Below are 16,958 nucleotides of genomic sequence, written 5' to 3'. Positions count from 1 at the left end.
GACTCCGAAAAGTGAAACGATCGTTTTTGTTCGTGCCGGCCGCCACCGCGCTCATCGCCGTGACGTACGGACTCGTCCGCCTCGCGTACGGCCTGGTGCTGCCGGACGTGCAGGCGGATCTGGCCCTCGGCTCGACCGGGGCCGGGTGGATCTCCGCCGGCGCCTCGGTCATGTACTGCGTCGGTGCGGTCGCGGGGTTCCTCCTGGCGTCCCGGCACCCGCGATCGCTCGTGGTGCTCGCGGCGGCCACGGCGGGCATCGGGTCGGCCGGGGTCGCCGCGAGCGGGAACAGCGCCGTGTTCGGGGCAGCCGCGGTGCTCGCGTCCGCGGGTGCCGGGCTCGCCTCGCCGGCACTCGTCCGCCTCGTCGTCCGCAACACCCGCGCCGATGCGGTCGCCCGGACGCAGTCGATCGTCAACGCGGGGACCGGGCCGGGGCTCGTCGTGGCGGGCGTCCTCGCGCTCGTGCTGCTGCCGGAGTGGCGGACCGCGTGGGTGATCAGCGCCGTGTGCGCGTTCCTGGCCGGCGCGGCGGTGCTGTGGTCGGACCGCGCAGCGCCGGGCGCGCCGAGCGAGCGGCCGTCCCTGCCGTCCGGCGACTGGTGGTCGCGGCACCGCGGACTCCTCCTCGGGGCGCTCCTGCTCGGCGCCGGGTCCGCCGCCGTCTGGAACTCCGGCCGCGCGGTGCTGATCGCGAGCGGTGCCGACCGCACCACCTCGGTGCTGGCATGGATCGCGCTGGGTCTCGGCGGCGCCGCCGTGATCGTGACGGAGCGGTGGATCGGTCGGCGGTCGCCGTCGCGAGCGTGGGCCGTCACCGCGCTCGGTGTGGTGGTCGGCACCCTCGCGCTCGGCGTCGCACCCGCGGTGGTCCCCGTCGCGCTCGTGGCGTGCGTGCTGTTCGGCTGGGGCTACACGGCCGCCACCGGGGCGTTGATCGCCTGGACGAGCGAACTCGATCCGGAGCACGCGCCGTCGGGCACCTCGATGCTGTTCGTCACCCTCGTGCTCGGGCAGGCACTGGGCGCCGCCGCTGCCGGCGTCGTCGTGGACACCGCGGGCTACGGGGTGATGTTCGTCCTCGCCGCGGCGGTCACCGCGGCGGGAGTGGTGGTCCCGACCCTCGCCACGCGCCGGGCACACCCGACGCGACGAGCGGTACGGCAGGATGGTCTCCCGTGAACGGACAACCCCAGCAGCCGAAGTGGCGGACCACGTGGTCGACGATCCAGGTCGGCGTGCTGTCCGCCGCCGTGATCACCTGCATCGTGCTGCTCGTCGTCGGCGACCGCACGCTGGCCCGCGTGTGGGCGGTCGCGCTCGTCTTCTTCGGGATCGCGCTCCTCGGGCACATCGCGTTCCTGCTGTACACCCGGCACACGGAACGCGACCGGCCCTGAACCAGGACCGGCCGCGCTCGGACGTGGTTCGCGGTCAGGGTGTGACCATGCCGCCGTTCACGTTCAGCGTCTCACCGGCGACGTAGCTCGACTCCTGCGACGCCAGGAAGACGTACGCCGGTGCGAGCTCCGCCGGCTGCCCGGCGCGGCCCATCGGCGACTCGCTGCTGCCGAACTCGGGCAGCGACTCCGGGTCGACGCCGCCGGTGACCTGCAGCACCGACCAGGTCGGTCCCGGGGCGACGACGTTCACGCGGATGCCGCGCTCGACGAGCAGCTGTGAGAGCCCCTTCGAGAGGTTGTTGATCGCGCCCTTCGTCGCCGCGTAGTCGAGGCGGTCGGGGGCGGGCTTGTACGCCTCCATCGACGCGGTCGTGGTGATCGTCGCCCCCGGGTGCAGGTGGGGCAGTGCCGCCTTCACGAGTCGGAACAGGGCGAACACGTTGACGTCGAACGTCTCCTCGAACTGCTCGTCGGTGACGTCGACCACGTCCGGTTGCCAGCGCTGCTTGCCGGCGACGCTGACCAGGGCGTCGATCCCGCCGAGCCCGGCCACGGCCTCCTCGACGAGCCGTCCCGCGTAGGAGCGGTCCCGCAGGTCGCCGGGGATCGCGACCGCCGTGCGTCCGGCCGCGCGGATCTGTTCGATGACGTGGTCGGCGTCCTCCTGCTCGTCCGGCAGGTAGGCGAGCGCCACGTCGGCGCCCTCACGGGCGAACGCGATGGCGACGGCGCCGCCGATCCCGGAGTCCGCCCCGGTGATCAGGGCCTTCCGGCCGGCGAGCCGGCCGGTCCCGCGGTAGCTCGACTCGCCGAGGTCCGGAACCGGCGTCATCCTGGACTGGAGGCCCGGCTCGGCCTGCGTCTGCGGCTGCGGGCTGACATCGGGGTAGCGCGAGCGGGGGTCGCCGAACTCGTACTGGTCGGTGGGCATCAGTTGGCCTCCAATTCGTTCGACGCCCAGCGAACCCGGGTGGCCCTCGGAACACGTCCAGCGAGGTCGGCGCCGCGGGGGAGTACGCAAAAGCGACAGTGCTCGGCGCTGGACCGACGAGCACTGTCGCTTTCGTGGACCTGATCAGCCAGAACCGGGGTCGTCCGGAACCGGGGTCAGGCGGAGACGGGGTCGACCTGCAGCACCGAGGCGATGCTGCCCGCGCGGGCGCCCTCGTACGCGGCGAGGATCATGCCGAGCACGGCGATGCCCTCACGCTCGGTGTGGATCGGTCGGGTGCCGTCCCGGAGGCACGCCCCGAACGCGCCGATCTCCGCCGCGAAGGTGTCGACCTCCTCGAACGTGACGGTCTCGCTGGTGCCGTCGAGCAGGTCCCACCGCAGGGTGGTGCCGTCGCTCGTCAGTGACCCGAGCTCGCCGACGACGCTGAACCGTTCCGTCCCGGCGGCCGGTTCGTACGCCCAGCTCGTGACGAGCTGGCCGACGGCGCCGTTGTCGAAGCGGAACAGCGCCTGCGCGGAGTCCTCGCCCTCCATGAACGTCAGACGGTGCGTGGAGAGCATCGCGGTGGCCTGCACCGGGACGCCGCCGGCGAGGTGCATCATCAGGTAGCTGGGGTGGTAGCCGGTGTCGATGAGCTCCCCGCCGCCGCTCGTCGACGCGTGTGCACGCCAGCCCATGTTCGACGGGTCGAAGTGGTTGCGGAAGCTGTCCGTGGTGCGGACCTCGTACACGGTGCCGAGCGCGCCGCTGTCGATGAGTTCCTTGGCGCGGGCGACGGCGGGCATGAACAGCTGGTTGTGGGCGCACATCAGGGTGACGCCCGCCTCGGCGATCGCGGCCTGCACGTCGCGTGCTTCCTCCGGGGTGAGGCAGAGGGGCTTCTCGCAGAGGACGTGCTTGCCGGCCTGCGCCGCGGCGACGATGGCGTCACGGTGCAGGTGGTGCGGCAGGCAGATGTCGACGGCGTCGATGTCGGAGCGCTCGAGCATCTCCCGGTAGTCGGTGAAGGACGGTACGCCGAGCTCCTCGCCGCGTGCGGACGCGGTGGCCTCGAAGGCGTCCGCCACCGCGGTGATGCGGATCAGGTCCGGGTGCTGGGCGTACCCGTTGATGTGGACGGTGGCGATCCCGCCGCCGCCGATGAGTCCGACGCGGATGGTGTCGGTGGACATGGTGACTCCTGTTGGTGCTGGGGGGCGTACTGGTGGTCGGTCAGGCGGCGACGGGGGTCCGAGCCGCATCGTTCGCGGCGACGACGAGCCTCGTGAGCTCGACGGCGCGCGCGATGTTGTCGTCGGCACGTGTGCCGGCGGTGATGTGGTCCACCCACTGGCCGAAGGCGTCCTGCGCGTCCTCGGGGACCGGGATGGTGACCGGCTCGTCGCCGTAGGCCGACCCGCCGGCGGTGAGCCGGGCCTCCAGGTCGGAGAACGAGAGCCAGCCAGCGGTCCCGGCCACGTCGATCGTGAACGGGGTGCCCGCGACGAAGCCGGCCTCGATGATGCCGATGGCCTGCGAGGGGTAGCCGACGGTGACGACGGCGTGGTCCTCGACGGCACGGCCGGTGACGGAGCGGTAGACGGCCTCGACCGTGTCGGGGCGGGCGCCGAGGAAGAGCTGCGTCAGGTACACGGGGTGGCAGCCGAGGTCGGTGAGTGCGCCGCCGATCGCGGTCGACGGGTCGAAGAAGCGCTCCGGGAGCCACGGCCGGACGGCGCCGTCGTGGGAGAGCCGGACGCGGGCGTGGTTGACCTCGCCGAGGCGGCCCGACGCGATCTCGTCGAGGATCGCCTGCGTGTACCCGTGGTACAGGCGGGGGAGCGAGACGATGAGCTTGACCCCGGCGGCGTCGCAGGTGGCGACGATCTCCTCGCACTCCTCCACCGTCGGGGCGAGGAGCTTCTCGGTGAAGACGTGCTTGCCGGCGCGGGCCGCGCGGGTGATGACGTCGCGGTGCACGTCGGTGGACGTGGTGATCGTGACCGCGTCGACGTCGTCGCGGGCGAGCAGGGCGTCGAGGTCGTCGGTGAACTCGACGCCGAACTGCGCTGCTCCCTCCTGCCCGCGGGCGATGTCGTCGTCCCACACGGCGACGAGCTCGGTGCCGGGGTGCTCGACGGTCTGGCGGGCGTAGTCGCCGGCGTGGACGTGCCAGAAGCCGAGGACGGCGACGCGGATCGGTGTGGTGGTGCTGGGCATGGTTGCCTTTCGCGGCTCCGGGTCAGACCCGGACCTTGTCGTAGTCCTTGGGCAGGGTGAACGGGCAGTAGGTCTGCATCATCGGGTCGACACGCGCCTGGGCACGCTCGACCGCCTCCTGTGGCGACGCGGTGCCGAGCAGGACGCTCGAGCGGGCGTCGGCGAGGGAGTCCCACCACGCGCCACCGACGGGCAGCGGCGGGCGGCAGGTGGAGGTGGGCATGGCCTCGACGAAGTACTCGATCGACTTCGCCGAGCCCTTCGGGTCCTTCAGCGCCGCGATGTTCGAGGGCACCGTGGTCGCCGGCGGCATGTAGATCTCCTGGCCGCGCTTGCTCGTGTAGTACTTCATGAACTCCCACACGGCGCGGTTCTTCTTCGACCCCTTCGGCAGGCACAGCGCGAAGCCGCCGGACCACGTGTACGGGTCGTCGCCCTGCTCCATGGTGGGCAGGTAGGTGACGCCCCACTCGAGGTCCTTGACGTAGTTGTCGAAGGTCTGGATGGTCGACGGGACGCTCACCATGAACGCCAGGCGGTTGTTCTGGAACGAGGTCTGCGCGGGCGGATGTCCGGTCGGCTCGTACGTGGCCTGGAACGTGTCCGTGGCCTTGTAGTTCAACTGCTTCGCCCAGTCGTCGTAGAACTCGAAGATCTTCCGGACCTTCGGGTCGTTCATCGTCATGCCGCACTGCTGCTGGTCGAAGTACGTCGCGCCGAAGCCGAGGCCCCACGTGAACGGCCAGCCTTCGCCGTACCAGGGGATGAAGCCCATGTGCGTGTAGTCGGCGCCGTCCTTCTTCGACAGCTGGTCGTTCAGCTCCGCCATCCGGGCCATCGTGACCGGGCCGTTCTGCTTCCAGTCGAACTCGTCCTGGTCGATGCCGGCGTCGCGGAGCATCTTCCGGTTCACGAAGAGCCCGCGGGCGTCGGTGTCGAACGGCAGCCCGTACGTGTTGCCCTGGTAGGTGAGCTCCCCGACGGTGAAGCCGAGCCAGTCGGCGAGGAACTCCTCCTTGGACTTGTCCTCGAACTCGTCGATGAGTCCGTCGATCGGTTCGATCAGCCCGATCGCGGCGTACTGGGCCGCGCTGAACCGGTCGAGCAGCCAGAGGTCGGGGGCGGTCCCACCGCGGACGGCCGTGATGACGCTCGTGGCGTCACCGGTGCCCTGGGAGGGAACCTGGTTCACGTCGACCTTGATGTCCGGGTGCAGCTTGTTGAAGTCCCGGATCATCTTCGTCTGGTACGGGACGAACGTGCCCGTGACGCCCCACAGTGAGACGGTGTTCGGGTCGCTCTTGGCCCCGGAACCCGCAGCGCACGACGCGGCGAGGAGGGCGAGGGCTCCGGCACCGCCGGCGGCTGCGGCGCTCCGGATGAACGTGCGGCGGTCGAATGCGTTGCTCACTTGAAGCTCCCGATCTGGATGCCCTTGAGGAAGGTCCGCTGGAAGAAGAAGAAGAGGATCACGAGCGGCAGGATGATGAGGACCGAGGCCGCCATCAGCTGGTTGAACTGGAAGTCCCCGGCGTTGTTGAGGCGGAACACCTGCAGACCGATGGACAGCGTCTGCACGCTCTGGTCCTGCAGGTAGATCAGCGGCCCGAGGAAGTCGTTCCACGCGCCGACCGCGGCGAAGATGCCGACGGTGACCAGCGCGGCACGGGCCTGCGGGAACACGATCCGCCAGAGGATGCGCCACTCCGATGCGCCGTCCATGCGGGCGGCGTCGAGCAGGTCCTTCGGGATCTGCAACAGGAACTGCCGGAGCAGGAACACGTAGAACGCGGACCCGAACAGGCTCGGGACGACGAGCGGCAGGAACGTGTTGATCCAGCCGAGCCGCGCGTAGAGGTCGAACATCGGGATGAGCGTCACCGGGAACGGGATGAACAGCGTCGCCAGGACGACGTAGAACAACCGGTCACGGCCACGCCACTGGATGCACGAGAACCCGTACGCGATGACCAGGTTCGACACCATCGAGAACACCGTCACGAGCACCGTGATGATCAGCGTGTTCCGGAAGAACGTGAAGAACGGCATCGCGTTCACGGCGTCCGCGAAGTTCGACCAGTCCAGCCACTTCGGGAACCAGGTGGGCGGGAAGGCGCCGAGTTCCGCGTTCCCCTTCAGCGCGGAGATGATCATCCAGTAGATCGGGATGAGGAACAGCAGGCTCATCGCGATGAGGACCACACGGGCCCCGATCGACGACCACGGGGACCGGATCGACCCGTCGGCGTTCCGGGAGCGTTCGCCCTTCCGACCGGCCCGGCCCTTCGGCCGGACCGTCTCCAGCGACGAGGTCACCGTCTCGTCCTTCGTTGCGTGCAGCGTCATCGCCTACTCCCCGCTCACGTCGTAGTTCACGAACCGCTTGGACAGCCAGTACACGAGCCCGGAGAGGAGCATGCCGGCGATGAACAGCAGGACCGCCATCGCGCTCGCGAACCCGAGTTGCGCGTAGCTGAAGGCGTTCTTGTAGAGGTAGAGCATGTAGAACAACGTCCCGTTGTCCGGTGACCCGAGACCACCGGTCCCGGACGAGATCACGTACGCCTCGGTGAACACCTGCAGGCCGTTGCTGATCCCGGTGATCAGGTTGAACAGGATCGCCGGGGAGATCAGCGGCAGCGTCAGTGCGAAGAACTGCCGCATCGGGCCGGCACCGTCGACACGGGCTGCCTCGTACAGGGTCTTCGGGATGCCGCGCATGCCGGCCAGGAACACCAGCGCCGCGTTGCCGGCACCCATCTGCGCCAGCGCGACGATGACGAGCTTCGCCGTCGTCGGGTCGCCGAGCAGGTTCGTCGCCGGGACCCCGACGAGCTTCAGCGCCTGGTTCACGATGCCCGTCTGCGGGTTCACCAGCACGACGAAGATGAACGCGAGCGCGAACGTCGGGATGAGCGACGGGATGTAGAGCGCCGTCCGGTACCAGCTGATCTCCTTGACGTCCTGGTTCATCGCCAGGGCGATCACGATCGCGACGACGATCCCCACCGGGACGGCGATGACCGCGTAGAACAGGGTGTTCTCCACCGCGGTGTGCACCAGCGGGTCGATCACCGCCGCCACGTAGTTGCCGAACCCGACGAACGTCGCCGCGTTCATGCCCGAGTAGCGGGTGAGGCTGATCACGAAGGAGTAGATCAGCGGGTACGCGATGAAGACCAGCACCCCGAAGATCCACGGGGAGATGAACGCGATCCCGATGCGGAGTCGTCGTTTCTCCGCCGCGGTCCAGGGGTGTTTCTTCCCCGCGCGTCGACCGGTGCTGCTGGTCGAGGTCGCGGGTCGCACTGCGGTGTCCGGGCGAGCGGTCGTCGTCACGGGCGTCCCTTCGGGTTCCCCTCGGCCACCTCACTGTGACCGCGGGCGCCGCCACCTCGGTGTGGCTGCTGACGAGATTGTTCAATCCAATTGATTGACAAATTCGCTTGGAGAGTGATGCTAGGGAGCATGACCGGAACTCGTCAAGCAGCAACGCCCTGAGATGTCTGCAGGGCAGAACCACACGTCCATCGGGGCGCACAACCGCGCCGTGGTGCTCGACATCGTGCGCCGGAACGGACTCGTCACGCGCACCGACCTCCGCGACCGGACCGGCCTCACCGCACAGACCGTGTCGAACATCGCCGCACGCCTGGTCGCCGACGGGCTCGTCCGCGAGGACGGCCGCGCGCTGACGCTCGACCCCGACGGCCGCTTCGGCATCGGCATCCACCTCGACCCCGCGCAGGTCACGGTCGTCCTCGTCGACCTGGCCGGAGGACTCGTCGAGGAACGGTCCCTCGGCGCAGCCGACACCGACGATCCGACGTCCACCATCGACGCGATGGCCGACGCCGTCGACGACCTGCTGACCCGCACCGACCGCAGCCGCACCCGCGCCGACCGCGCCCGCACCGACCGCACCCGCACCCGCACCGCCGGCATCGGCGTCGCCGTCCCCGGCCCGATCCACCCCGGCGGCAGCACCCTCGGCCGCCCCGCACAGCTCACCGCATGGGCCGGCATCCCGATCGCCGCCGAACTCACCGCACGTACCGCCCTCCCCGTCCTCGTCGAGAAGGACGTCGTCGCCAGCGCGCTCGCCGAGTGGTGGACCGCATCGAGCACCGACGACCTGGTGTCCGTGTACCTCGGCCACGGCGTCGGCGCCGGCATCGTCACCGGCGGCGAGGTCGTCCGCGGCAGCACCGGCAACGCCGGCGAGTTCGGCGGGATGCCCGTGCACGCACACGGCGGGTGGACCGAGCTCTGGGAGGCGTGCCAGCCCCTCCAGCAGGTCCGACGCGCGATCACCGCCGGACTGCTCGACCCCACCGACGACGAGAGCCCGGCCGCCGTCCGCCTGGCCTTCGAACGGCTCTGCGCCATGCCGGGCGCGCGCCCGCTCCTCACCGAGGCCGGCACCGCACTCGGCTCGGCACTCGCCCACGTCGTGGAACTCCTCGACCTCCCCAGGGTCGTCATCGGCGGGAGCGCGGCGCTCGCCGGGGGACCGACCCTGCTCGACGCGCTCGGTGCACGGCTCGTCGAGCGTCTGCCCACCGGGACGGCACCGTCGGTCGCCTTCACCACGCTCGGTGAGGACGTGGTCGCCCGGGGAGCCGCGTGCGCCGTGCTCAGCGGCGAGCCGGCGTCGTCGGCGTCCGTCCCGCGGGCGGTGCGGATGGTCCGGACGGGAGGCCCGGCTCGCCCCCGCGACATCGCGCACCCCTGGTAGGTGGTCGCGCTGGGCTCACCCGGGCGCGGTGCGTGGTCGCGGTCGGCTCACTCGGCCGCGATGCGCAGGAGCAGCGGGCCGAGCAGCCCGATCACCCAGACCGCGACGAGGGCCGCCGCACCGACGGCGAGCATCCGCCGCTTCCAGCGTCGACGGGGTGTCGGCGGGGTCTCGCCCCACATCTGGGTGCGCACCAGGATCCGGTTCGCCTCACCCACGAGCTTGCGGATCTCCGGGTCGTCGAGTTGCAGGCGACCTTCGCGGGCGTGCTCGGCGATCGCGGTGGCCTCCTCCAGCGAGAGCCCGTCGCTCGTGCCGTCGCGACCTGTCATGCCGCCATCGTCCCACGCGGGACGGCCCGCCGACCGGGGGACGCCGCGCACGGGCGAGCCCCAGCGCCGACGGCGTAGCAGGGACGCATGGCACATCGTTTCCGTGGACAGGTCGTCGTCGTCACCGGGGCATCGAGCGGCATCGGACGCGCCGCCGCCCACGAGTTCGCCCGGCAGGGCGCGACGGTGGTGCTCGCCGCCCGCAGCCACGACAGCCTCGAGGCCGCGGCCGCCGAGTGCCGGGCGCTCGGCGCCGAGGCGCTCGCGATCCCGACCGACGTCGCCGAGGAGCACCAGGTCAAGGACCTCATCGGGACCGTCACGAGCCGGTACGGGCACATCGACGTCTTCGTCGGCAACGCGGCGCTGTTCGTCTACGGTCTGTTCGAGCAGACCCCCACGAAGGCGTTCAAGCGTGTCGTGGACACGAACCTCTACGGCCACCTCAACGCCATCACGCACCTGCTCCCGCACTGGAAGCAGCGCGGGCGTGGCACGTACGTGCTGGTCGGCAGCATCCAGTCGCTGCTCTCCGCGCCGTACCAGTCGGCCTACGTCACGAGCAAGCACGCGGCGCTCGGCCTCGTCGACGTGCTCGGCGACGAGTTCGCCCACACCGGCATCCACTTCACCACGCTGATGCCGTCGACGATCGACACCCCGATCTACCAGAACGGCGCGAACTACACCGAGAAGAACTCGCACCCGCTGCCGCCGACGGTCTCCGTCGAGCGTGCGGGGAAGGCCGTCGTGACCGCGGCACTGCACCCGAAGCGCTACCGGTTCGTCGGACGCATCCAGGCATCGCTCGTGCCGCTGCAGTACGTGTTCCCCGGTCTGTTCCACATGATCACGAAGCCGATGGTCGAGACCTTCGCGCTCCGCGGGCGGCAGGCGCCGACCGACGGGAACCTCTACGAGCCCGCCGACGCGGGCAACGCGACGGACGGCGGGTGGGTCGCGAAGCGACGGCGGGTCACGCGCCCCCTGCTCTGGATCGGTGCCGCCGCTGCGGTGGCGACCGTGGCCCTCGGCCGACGCCGGTGACGGACGGGAGGCCCGGTGCCAGCTGGCACCGGGCCTCCCGTCGGTCCGTGTCGAGCGAGCAGACGATGTCGGGTCAGCGCCCTGCACCCGACGTCGTCTGCTCGCTCGATCGCGTCAGAAGAGCTTCGCGGACGCGCGACGGGCGCCCTCGCCGAGCGTCTCCAGCTTCGCCGCGGCGATCTGCGGGTGGATGCGGCCGCCGAGGCCGCAGTCCGTGCCCGCGATGACGCGCTCGCGCCCGACGACCGAGGCGAAGCGCTCGATGCGCTGCGCGACCAGGTCAGGGTGCTCGACGACGTTCGTGGCGTGCCCGACGACACCGGGGACGATGACCTTGCCGTCCGGCAGGGTGACGTCCTGCCAGACGGTCCACTCGTGCTCGTGCCGGGCGTTGGCGGCTTCGAACGAGTACGCGCCGGCGTCGATGTCGAGCATCAGGTCGACGATGTGGCGGAGCTCGATGTCGGTGGTGTGCGGGCCGTGCCAGGAGCCCCAGCAGAGGTGGAAGCGCACGCGGGACGTGTCCAGCCCCTGGAGCGCGTGGTTCAGCGCCTCGACGCGGATCCGGGTGAAGGCGCGGTAGTCCTCGATGCTCGGCTCCGGGTTGATCTGGTCCCAGTTCTCCGCGATCGACGGGTCGTCGATCTGCAGCACGAGGCCGGCGTCGAGGATGGTCTTGTACTCCTCGTGGAGGGCGTCGGCCCATGCCCAGATGTGCTCCTCCTCGGTCGCGTAGTACTCGTTCGCGACGCGGGCGGCCGAGCCGGGGGAGAGTGCGGTGATGAAGCCGTTGTCGGCGCCGGCGGCCTCGACCGCGTGCTTCAGGTTCGCGGCGTCCGTGGCGGCGGCCTGGTGACCGGTGTACGTGATCGGGCCGGTCGTCGTCGGGAAGGCCGTGGCGTTCTTGCCGGTGCCGATGCCCGACTCCGGGTCGGTGTACGCCTCGCGGAAGATCGTCCAGTCGCGGCGGTCCGGGAAGCTCGTCAGCTGCACGTTGCCCGGGGAGGAGCGGACCGGCTCCTGCGAGAAGATGTTCGCGTCCGTCAGGCTCAGGCCGCTGACGCGCTGGAACGAGTAGCCCCACCAGGCGCCGTAGTCGACGGAGTTCGACATCGCCTTGCCGAACTCGCCGTCGCCGGGCTGCGTGATGCCGAGGCGGGTCTGCCGGGCGACGACGTCGTCGACGGCCTTGCTCGTGAGCTCGCGGACCTCGTCGGTGGTCTCCAGCGTGAAGCCGTCCGCAGCGAGGGGCCGTGCGGCGTTCGCGGCGATGAGCTCCGGCGTGCGGGGGAGCGAGCCGGCCGTGGTGGCCTGGATGTGGTCGGTGTTCTCGAAGGTCATGCGGGTGCCTTTGCAGATCGGGGTGGATCGGTGTCTGCGCGCGAGGCTTCGCGGTGCGCTGCTGCGTCCAGCGTGCCACGCGGGGTCGCGGTGCGCGGGGTCGCGTTACGGGATGCGTCCGCGCGCCGCTGCTGGTGCTGACTCGGATCGACAGGGTCGCTGTCGTACGACAGCGCGGGTGTCGTCACTTGCGCGCGCGGACTGTTGCGGACGCCGGGCAACGACATCCTCCGTGTCGTACGACAGCGCGGATGTCGTACCGCGGCACTCTTCCGACACGGCGGGCGTCGTTCGACTTCTGCGGTGTCGAAGCATGCGCACGCAGCGATGGCGAGGGGTGCGGGCCGCGCGTGGCGCTGGCCCGACTGCTCGTGCAGGCGCCGACGGTCGTCCTCGCCGACGAGCCGACGGGTGCGCTCGACCACGACAACGCCGAGGTGGTGCTCGGCGTGCTGCGCGAGTTCGCGCAACAGGGCAGCGCGCTGCTCATCGCGACCCACTCGGACGCGGTGCGGGCGACCTGCGACCGAGCGTTCGCGCTGCCCGGCGTCGTGGGCTCGGGCGGTCAGTCGACGACGGCGGCGACCGCCTCGACCTCGACGAGCTGGTCGTCGTAGCCGAGCACCGTCACACCGAGGAGGGTGCTCGGGACGTCGTGGTCGCCGAAGGCATCGCGGACGACCTCCCACGCGGCGACGAGGTCCGCCTGCCGCGAGGACGCCACGAGCACCCGGGTCGAGACCACGTCGGTCAGGGTGGCTCCGGCGTCCGCGAGCGCCTGGCGGAGGTTCGCCACGCACGCAGCCGCCTGCCCGGCGTGGTCACCGACCGCCACGGTGCGCCCGTCGGCGTCGAGCGGACACGACCCGGCGAGGAACACCAGCCGGGCCTCGGCCGGGGCCGTCGCGGCGTAGGCGTACTCGGCGACCGAGCTGAGCGACGAGGACCGGATGAGCTGCACTGCGCTGACCATGGCCCCATCCTGGCGTGCCGCGACGAACGACCGCGACGAACGACCGCGACGAGCCGGAGCGACGAGGTCGCTGTTGGACGACAGGGACTGTGTCGTTCCGAGTCGACCACGCCACCACCGCCCGCCCGGACGACGTACCGTCGGAGCATGACCACGACGACCGACGGCACCGCGTTCGCAGCCGACTGGCAGACCTGGCACGACGAGCACGAGGCAGCCCGGGCGAGCGAGCACGGCTTCCTCGCGATCACGAGCATCCGGTGGCTGACCGCGACGCCCGAGCGGTTCGAGGACGCCCCCGGCACGTGGTCGACCGACGCGGACGGGCCCGTCGTCGAACTCGCGGACGGGGAGTCCCTCGAGATCGACGGCGCGACCGTCACGGGCACGCACCGCTTCGGCCCGCTCCCGGAACGTTCGTCCACGAACGTCGTCTGGCACGCCCCCGACGGGGTCGTCGTCATCGAGGTCGCGCGCCGCGGCGGCAGCGACGTCATCCGCCCGCGGCACCCGGCGAACCCGACCCGGGTCGAGTACACCGGCACGCCGTCGTACGCACCCGACGAGCGCTTCGTCGTCGACGCCCGGTTCGCGCCGTTCGACGAGCCGCGTGCAGTCACGGTCGGGTCCGTCGTCGACGGACTCCAGCACGTGTACACCGCTCCCGGAACGCTGTCGTTCGACCTCGACGGCCCGCGGACGCTCCTGGCGTTCAACGGGCACGGCGACGGGCTGCACGTGCTGTTCACCGACCGGACCAGCGGCGTGACGACGTACGCCGCGAACCGGAGCCTGGACATCGCGGCTCCGGACGCCGAGGGGCGCACGACGATCGACTTCAACCGCGCCACGAACCTGCCGTGCGCCTACACGGAGCACGCGACGTGCCCGCTGCCGCCGGCGGAGAACCGGCTCGACGTCGCGGTCGAGGCGGGGGAGCGCCTCCCCGCCTGACGAGCGCCCGCGGATGGGTCCCGGGACACATCCCCGAGCGCCGACGCGCGAGGACCAGCCGCGCCCGCCCTAGGCTGCCGGTCGTGGACACGGGGGAATCGATCGCCGACCGCTCCGAGCGGGCGGCGCGGGTCCGACCAGTCGTCCCGATCGCCGCCGTCGCCGGCGCGGTCGTGTGGCTGCTGGTCGGACTCGCCGGCGCCGGACTCTCCTGGTCCGCCGGGACGTCGCGGTACTCGTCGGTGATCGACCTCGTCCTCCCGCCGACCGCGCCGCCGGTGGTCTGGGCGCAGGTCGCACCCTGGAACGTCGTGCAACCGGTCCTCGTGGCCGTGCTGTTCGGCGCGCTGCTCGGACTCGGACTCGCCCTCGTCGCGGGCCGACCAGGATGGGCCACGTCCTCCCGGCTGCTCCGCATCGGCGCCGCGTGGCTCGTCGCCGTGTTCGCGGCAGACCTCACCGCCCTGCTCTGGACCGTCGGCACCGCGGTCGTCGACCCCGGCCCGAACGGGTACATGTGGGTGCTCCGCGACGCGATCCCGACCGCGGTGGCGACCGGGTGGTTCGGGACCGTGTGGGGCTGGGTGCCGGCGGTCATCGTGGGAGCCGCACCGCGCCTCCCGGCCGGGTCGACGTCGAGGACGCGAGCCGGTCGCCGGACCGCCGCCGTCGCCGGAGCCGCCGCGCTCGTGGTCGCGGTCGTGCTGATCGCCGTCCAGCCGACCATCGCTCGCGACGCGCGGGTCGCCGCCGGGGGCACGCCGGACGGGCTGCCGACCGAGACCGTGACCCCGACGCCACGGCCGGCGGCGCCGGCGCCCGTTGCTGCCGATCCCGTCACGCCGGGCGCGGGCTGGTGTTCCGCCGAGGACGTGCAGCTGTCGCTGTCCGGGGTCGACGGCGCGCTCGGACACCGGGCGATGTCGGTCGTGCTGGTGAACCGGTCGTCCTCGGCGTGCATCGTCGACGGGTTCCCGGACGTCGCGTTCGCGGCCGACGACGGGGCGACCGTCGCCGTGCCGCTCGAGCACGGGGCCTCGTACATGGGCGGCGCGGCGACGCCCGCTCCGGTGACGGTGGCGCCCGGAGCGACCGCGGTCGCCGCGCTGTCGTGGGGTGCCGGCGGGACCGGCGAGGCCGTCTCGACGTTCTGGCTCGCGCCCTACGCCGGGGCGTCCCGGACGCCGCTCACCGCGGACACGGACCTGGCCGCGGACGCGACGGTCACCGTCAGCGCCTGGGCGGCGCCGACCACGGGCAGCGACTGAGCGGTCAGGGCGTGACGCGCGACCACCGGGAGCGGGCGCTCCAGGTGCGCGGGTCGAACGTCAACACGCTGCCCATGCCGGGCTGGTCGAGCGCGCGCGAGATCGGCTCACCGAGCAGGTCTGCCAGGAGCAGCGCCCCGACGGCACCGTGCGACACGATCGTGACGTCGGACCCGTCCGCGGTGTGTGCCCGGACCGCGGCGACGATGCGCGCCTGGGCGTCGACCGCCCGTTCCCACCCGCGCACCGACTCGGTGGGGCGGGCGAAGAACGCGTCGACGACGGGCTCGAACTCGGCGAGCGGCAGGTAGCCCGTCGCGCTCCGGTCGATCTCGCCGAGCAGCGGGTCCGTCGCCGGGGTGATGGACACGGCCCCGCCGAGGAGCGCGGCGGTCTCGACGGCCTTGCGCTCCTCGCTCGAGACGATGCGGGCGATGGCCGGGTCCCAGGCGGTCCGGTGCGCTGCCCCGGCACGGATGCGTCCGGTGGCGGACAGCCTCCACGACTCGATCGGTTCGGCGGGGTCCACGTCCACTTCGGCGTGGGTCAGGAAGTACGAGGGCACTCGTCGATCCTGGCAGGTGCGCGGGTCACGTTGCCCGGTTCGCGCTCGCGCGTGGTCGATCCGCGCGTAGGGGGTTGGATCGCGCGTAGGGAGTCGATTCGCGCGTAGGGGGTCGAATCGCGCGTAGGAGGTCGATTCTTTTGCCCCCGTAAGCGCGTTCCCACTTCCCAGCGCGAGCGTCATGGGAAGGAACGCGCGGCGTCGGGCGATCTGCGCGGGCCCGGCAGGGGCGGTTGCGCCGACCAGCTGACGGACGGGAGGCTCGGATCGGGCCGGTCACGAGCCTCCCGTCCGGTGGTTGCCGGGTGGTGTTCCGGGTGACGGGTCACGGGCCTCCCGTCCGGCGGTTGCCGGGTGCAGCCCGCGGTGACGGGCCGCGACGTCGTTGCGGGGAACGACCCTGCCTCACTCCAGGTCGTCGGCGACCGTGGGGTCGACCACGCGGACGCCCTCGACCTCGCCGAGGCGCGCCAGCAGCACGTCGGGCTCCCGAGCGCCGGTGACCTCGAGGCGCACCGCCGTCGCGCCGTCGCGGTCGCTCTCCTGCTGCACGAGCCGGCCCACGTGCCACCCGCCGGCGGTGACGAGCGCGAGGACCCGGGGGAGCACCCCGCGACCGGCGTCGTACACGACGTCGAGCGTCAGGGACGTGTCGGAGGACCGCGGGAGCGCGCGGATCAGCGCGGTGTAGCCGAAGACGACGACGAAGTGCAGCGCGGTGACCACGAGGGCGAGGAGCCACAGCCCGGCGCCGGCGGCCATGCCGATCGCCGCGGTCTCCCACACCGAGGCCGCGGTCGTCAGTCCCCGGACGGCTCCGCGCCGGGTGAGGATCAGGCCGGCACCGAGGAACCCGACGCCGGAGACGATCTGCGCGGCGACGCGGGACGGGTCGAGCACGACGTGGCCCTCGACGAGGACGTCGCTGAAGCCGTACTTGCTGACGAGGAGCATCAGGGCGGACGCGGTGCCGACGATCGTCTGGGTGCGCATGCCGGCGCTCTTCGACCGGAGCTGCCGTTCGAGTCCGATGAGGGACGCGAGCACGAAGGCGAGGAGCACCTCGCCGATCTGGAGCAGCCCCTGTCCGGCGAACGGCGCGGTCAGGTCCTGGATGCTCATCGGGTCGACGGTACGCCTGTGACGCCGTGTTGCGTCCGGTTCCGTCCCGTTGCGGCAGGGCT

General features: G+C 71.6%; 18 protein-coding genes. 7 read left to right on the top strand and 11 right to left on the bottom strand.

Annotation, left to right across the window (positions count from 1 at the left end):
- The first annotated feature begins 11 nt into the window (after positions 1 to 11).
- On the top strand, positions 12 to 1,181 hold the full coding sequence (locus tag EDF27_RS12535) for an MFS transporter (RefSeq protein WP_165931481.1): 1,170 nt from the start codon (positions 12 to 14) through the stop codon (positions 1,179 to 1,181).
- A complete protein-coding gene (locus EDF27_RS12530; RefSeq protein WP_123653195.1) occupies positions 1,178 to 1,399 on the top strand; it encodes a hypothetical protein in 222 nt (73 codons plus the stop codon). Before EDF27_RS12535 ends, EDF27_RS12530 begins: the two co-directional genes overlap by 4 nt.
- A gap of 34 nt (positions 1,400 to 1,433) precedes the next feature.
- On the opposite strand, the gene EDF27_RS12525 is transcribed toward EDF27_RS12530, so the two are convergent.
- The 6 genes from EDF27_RS12525 to EDF27_RS12500 form a co-directional block, all read right to left on the bottom strand.
- Positions 1,434 to 2,333, bottom strand: a complete 900-nt coding sequence (locus EDF27_RS12525) for an SDR family oxidoreductase (protein ID WP_132049113.1) — start codon at positions 2,331 to 2,333, stop codon at positions 1,434 to 1,436.
- A gap of 176 nt (positions 2,334 to 2,509) precedes the next feature.
- Complete coding sequence (locus tag EDF27_RS12520; protein WP_132049111.1) at positions 2,510 to 3,529, bottom strand: Gfo/Idh/MocA family oxidoreductase; 1,020 nt, start codon at positions 3,527 to 3,529, stop codon at positions 2,510 to 2,512.
- A 40-nt stretch (positions 3,530 to 3,569) separates the two neighbouring features.
- Complete coding sequence (locus EDF27_RS12515) at positions 3,570 to 4,556, bottom strand: Gfo/Idh/MocA family oxidoreductase (protein ID WP_132049109.1); 987 nt, start codon at positions 4,554 to 4,556, stop codon at positions 3,570 to 3,572.
- Between the two features lie 22 nt (positions 4,557 to 4,578).
- The gene (locus tag EDF27_RS12510; protein WP_123653199.1) at positions 4,579 to 5,967 is read right to left on the bottom strand and encodes an ABC transporter substrate-binding protein; all 1,389 of its coding nucleotides are present in this window, start codon (positions 5,965 to 5,967) and stop codon (positions 4,579 to 4,581) included.
- Entirely contained in the window at positions 5,964 to 6,902 is a 939-nt protein-coding gene (locus EDF27_RS12505) for a carbohydrate ABC transporter permease (protein WP_123653200.1), read from the bottom strand. The genes EDF27_RS12510 and EDF27_RS12505 overlap by 4 nt, the downstream gene beginning before the upstream one ends.
- Before the next feature lie 3 nt (positions 6,903 to 6,905).
- Positions 6,906 to 7,895, bottom strand: a complete 990-nt coding sequence (locus tag EDF27_RS12500; RefSeq protein ID WP_243698335.1) for a sugar ABC transporter permease — start codon at positions 7,893 to 7,895, stop codon at positions 6,906 to 6,908.
- Between the two features lie 163 nt (positions 7,896 to 8,058).
- Between EDF27_RS12500 and EDF27_RS12495 the strand changes: the two genes are divergently transcribed.
- Positions 8,059 to 9,294 carry an ROK family transcriptional regulator gene (locus EDF27_RS12495; RefSeq protein WP_132049107.1) on the top strand — a complete coding sequence of 412 codons (1,236 nt, stop codon included), beginning with the start codon at positions 8,059 to 8,061 and terminating at the stop codon, positions 9,292 to 9,294.
- 47 nt (positions 9,295 to 9,341) lie between these two features.
- Here EDF27_RS12495 and EDF27_RS12490 read toward each other — a convergent pair whose 3' ends face one another.
- Complete coding sequence (locus EDF27_RS12490; RefSeq protein WP_123653202.1) at positions 9,342 to 9,626, bottom strand: hypothetical protein; 285 nt, start codon at positions 9,624 to 9,626, stop codon at positions 9,342 to 9,344.
- A gap of 87 nt (positions 9,627 to 9,713) precedes the next feature.
- Here EDF27_RS12490 and EDF27_RS12485 point away from each other — a divergent pair, with 87 nt between their 5' ends.
- On the top strand, positions 9,714 to 10,673 hold the full coding sequence (locus tag EDF27_RS12485; protein ID WP_123653203.1) for an SDR family NAD(P)-dependent oxidoreductase: 960 nt from the start codon (positions 9,714 to 9,716) through the stop codon (positions 10,671 to 10,673).
- A gap of 114 nt (positions 10,674 to 10,787) precedes the next feature.
- Here EDF27_RS12485 and EDF27_RS12480 read toward each other — a convergent pair whose 3' ends face one another.
- Positions 10,788 to 12,014, bottom strand: coding sequence for a cobalamin-independent methionine synthase II family protein (locus EDF27_RS12480; RefSeq protein ID WP_132049105.1), 1,227 nt, complete (start codon positions 12,012 to 12,014; stop codon positions 10,788 to 10,790).
- A 350-nt stretch (positions 12,015 to 12,364) separates the two neighbouring features.
- Between EDF27_RS12480 and EDF27_RS12475 the strand changes: the two genes are divergently transcribed.
- Positions 12,365 to 12,631: a hypothetical protein gene (locus EDF27_RS12475; protein ID WP_132049103.1), complete on the top strand. Its 267-nt coding sequence runs from the start codon at positions 12,365 to 12,367 to the stop codon at positions 12,629 to 12,631.
- On the opposite strand, the gene EDF27_RS12470 is transcribed toward EDF27_RS12475, so the two are convergent.
- On the bottom strand, positions 12,580 to 12,987 hold the full coding sequence (locus EDF27_RS12470) for a Rid family hydrolase (RefSeq protein WP_132049101.1): 408 nt from the start codon (positions 12,985 to 12,987) through the stop codon (positions 12,580 to 12,582). The genes EDF27_RS12475 and EDF27_RS12470 overlap by 52 nt on opposite strands.
- A 147-nt stretch (positions 12,988 to 13,134) precedes the next feature.
- On the opposite strand from EDF27_RS12470, the gene EDF27_RS12465 reads away from it, so the two are divergent.
- Together EDF27_RS12465 and EDF27_RS12460 are read left to right on the top strand one after the other, a co-directional pair.
- Positions 13,135 to 13,941, top strand: coding sequence for a DUF1684 domain-containing protein (locus EDF27_RS12465; protein WP_132049099.1), 807 nt, complete (start codon positions 13,135 to 13,137; stop codon positions 13,939 to 13,941).
- 83 nt (positions 13,942 to 14,024) lie between these two features.
- Positions 14,025 to 15,209, top strand: a complete 1,185-nt coding sequence (locus EDF27_RS12460; RefSeq protein ID WP_132049097.1) for a DUF4232 domain-containing protein — start codon at positions 14,025 to 14,027, stop codon at positions 15,207 to 15,209.
- Positions 15,210 to 15,213: 4 nt separating this feature from the next.
- On the opposite strand, the gene EDF27_RS12455 is transcribed toward EDF27_RS12460, so the two are convergent.
- Positions 15,214 to 15,774 (bottom strand): histidine phosphatase family protein, encoded by a 561-nt coding sequence (locus tag EDF27_RS12455; RefSeq protein ID WP_207909620.1) that lies wholly within the window; start codon positions 15,772 to 15,774, stop codon positions 15,214 to 15,216.
- Between the two features lie 405 nt (positions 15,775 to 16,179).
- Complete coding sequence (locus EDF27_RS12450) at positions 16,180 to 16,896, bottom strand: MgtC/SapB family protein (RefSeq protein WP_132049093.1); 717 nt, start codon at positions 16,894 to 16,896, stop codon at positions 16,180 to 16,182.
- Positions 16,897 to 16,958 lie beyond the last annotated feature (62 nt).

The sequence above is a fragment of the Curtobacterium sp. PhB136 genome (assembly GCF_004346855.1).
Lineage (GTDB): Bacteria > Actinomycetota > Actinomycetes > Actinomycetales > Microbacteriaceae > Curtobacterium.
This window is presented reverse-complemented; position numbering and strand designations above follow the sequence as displayed.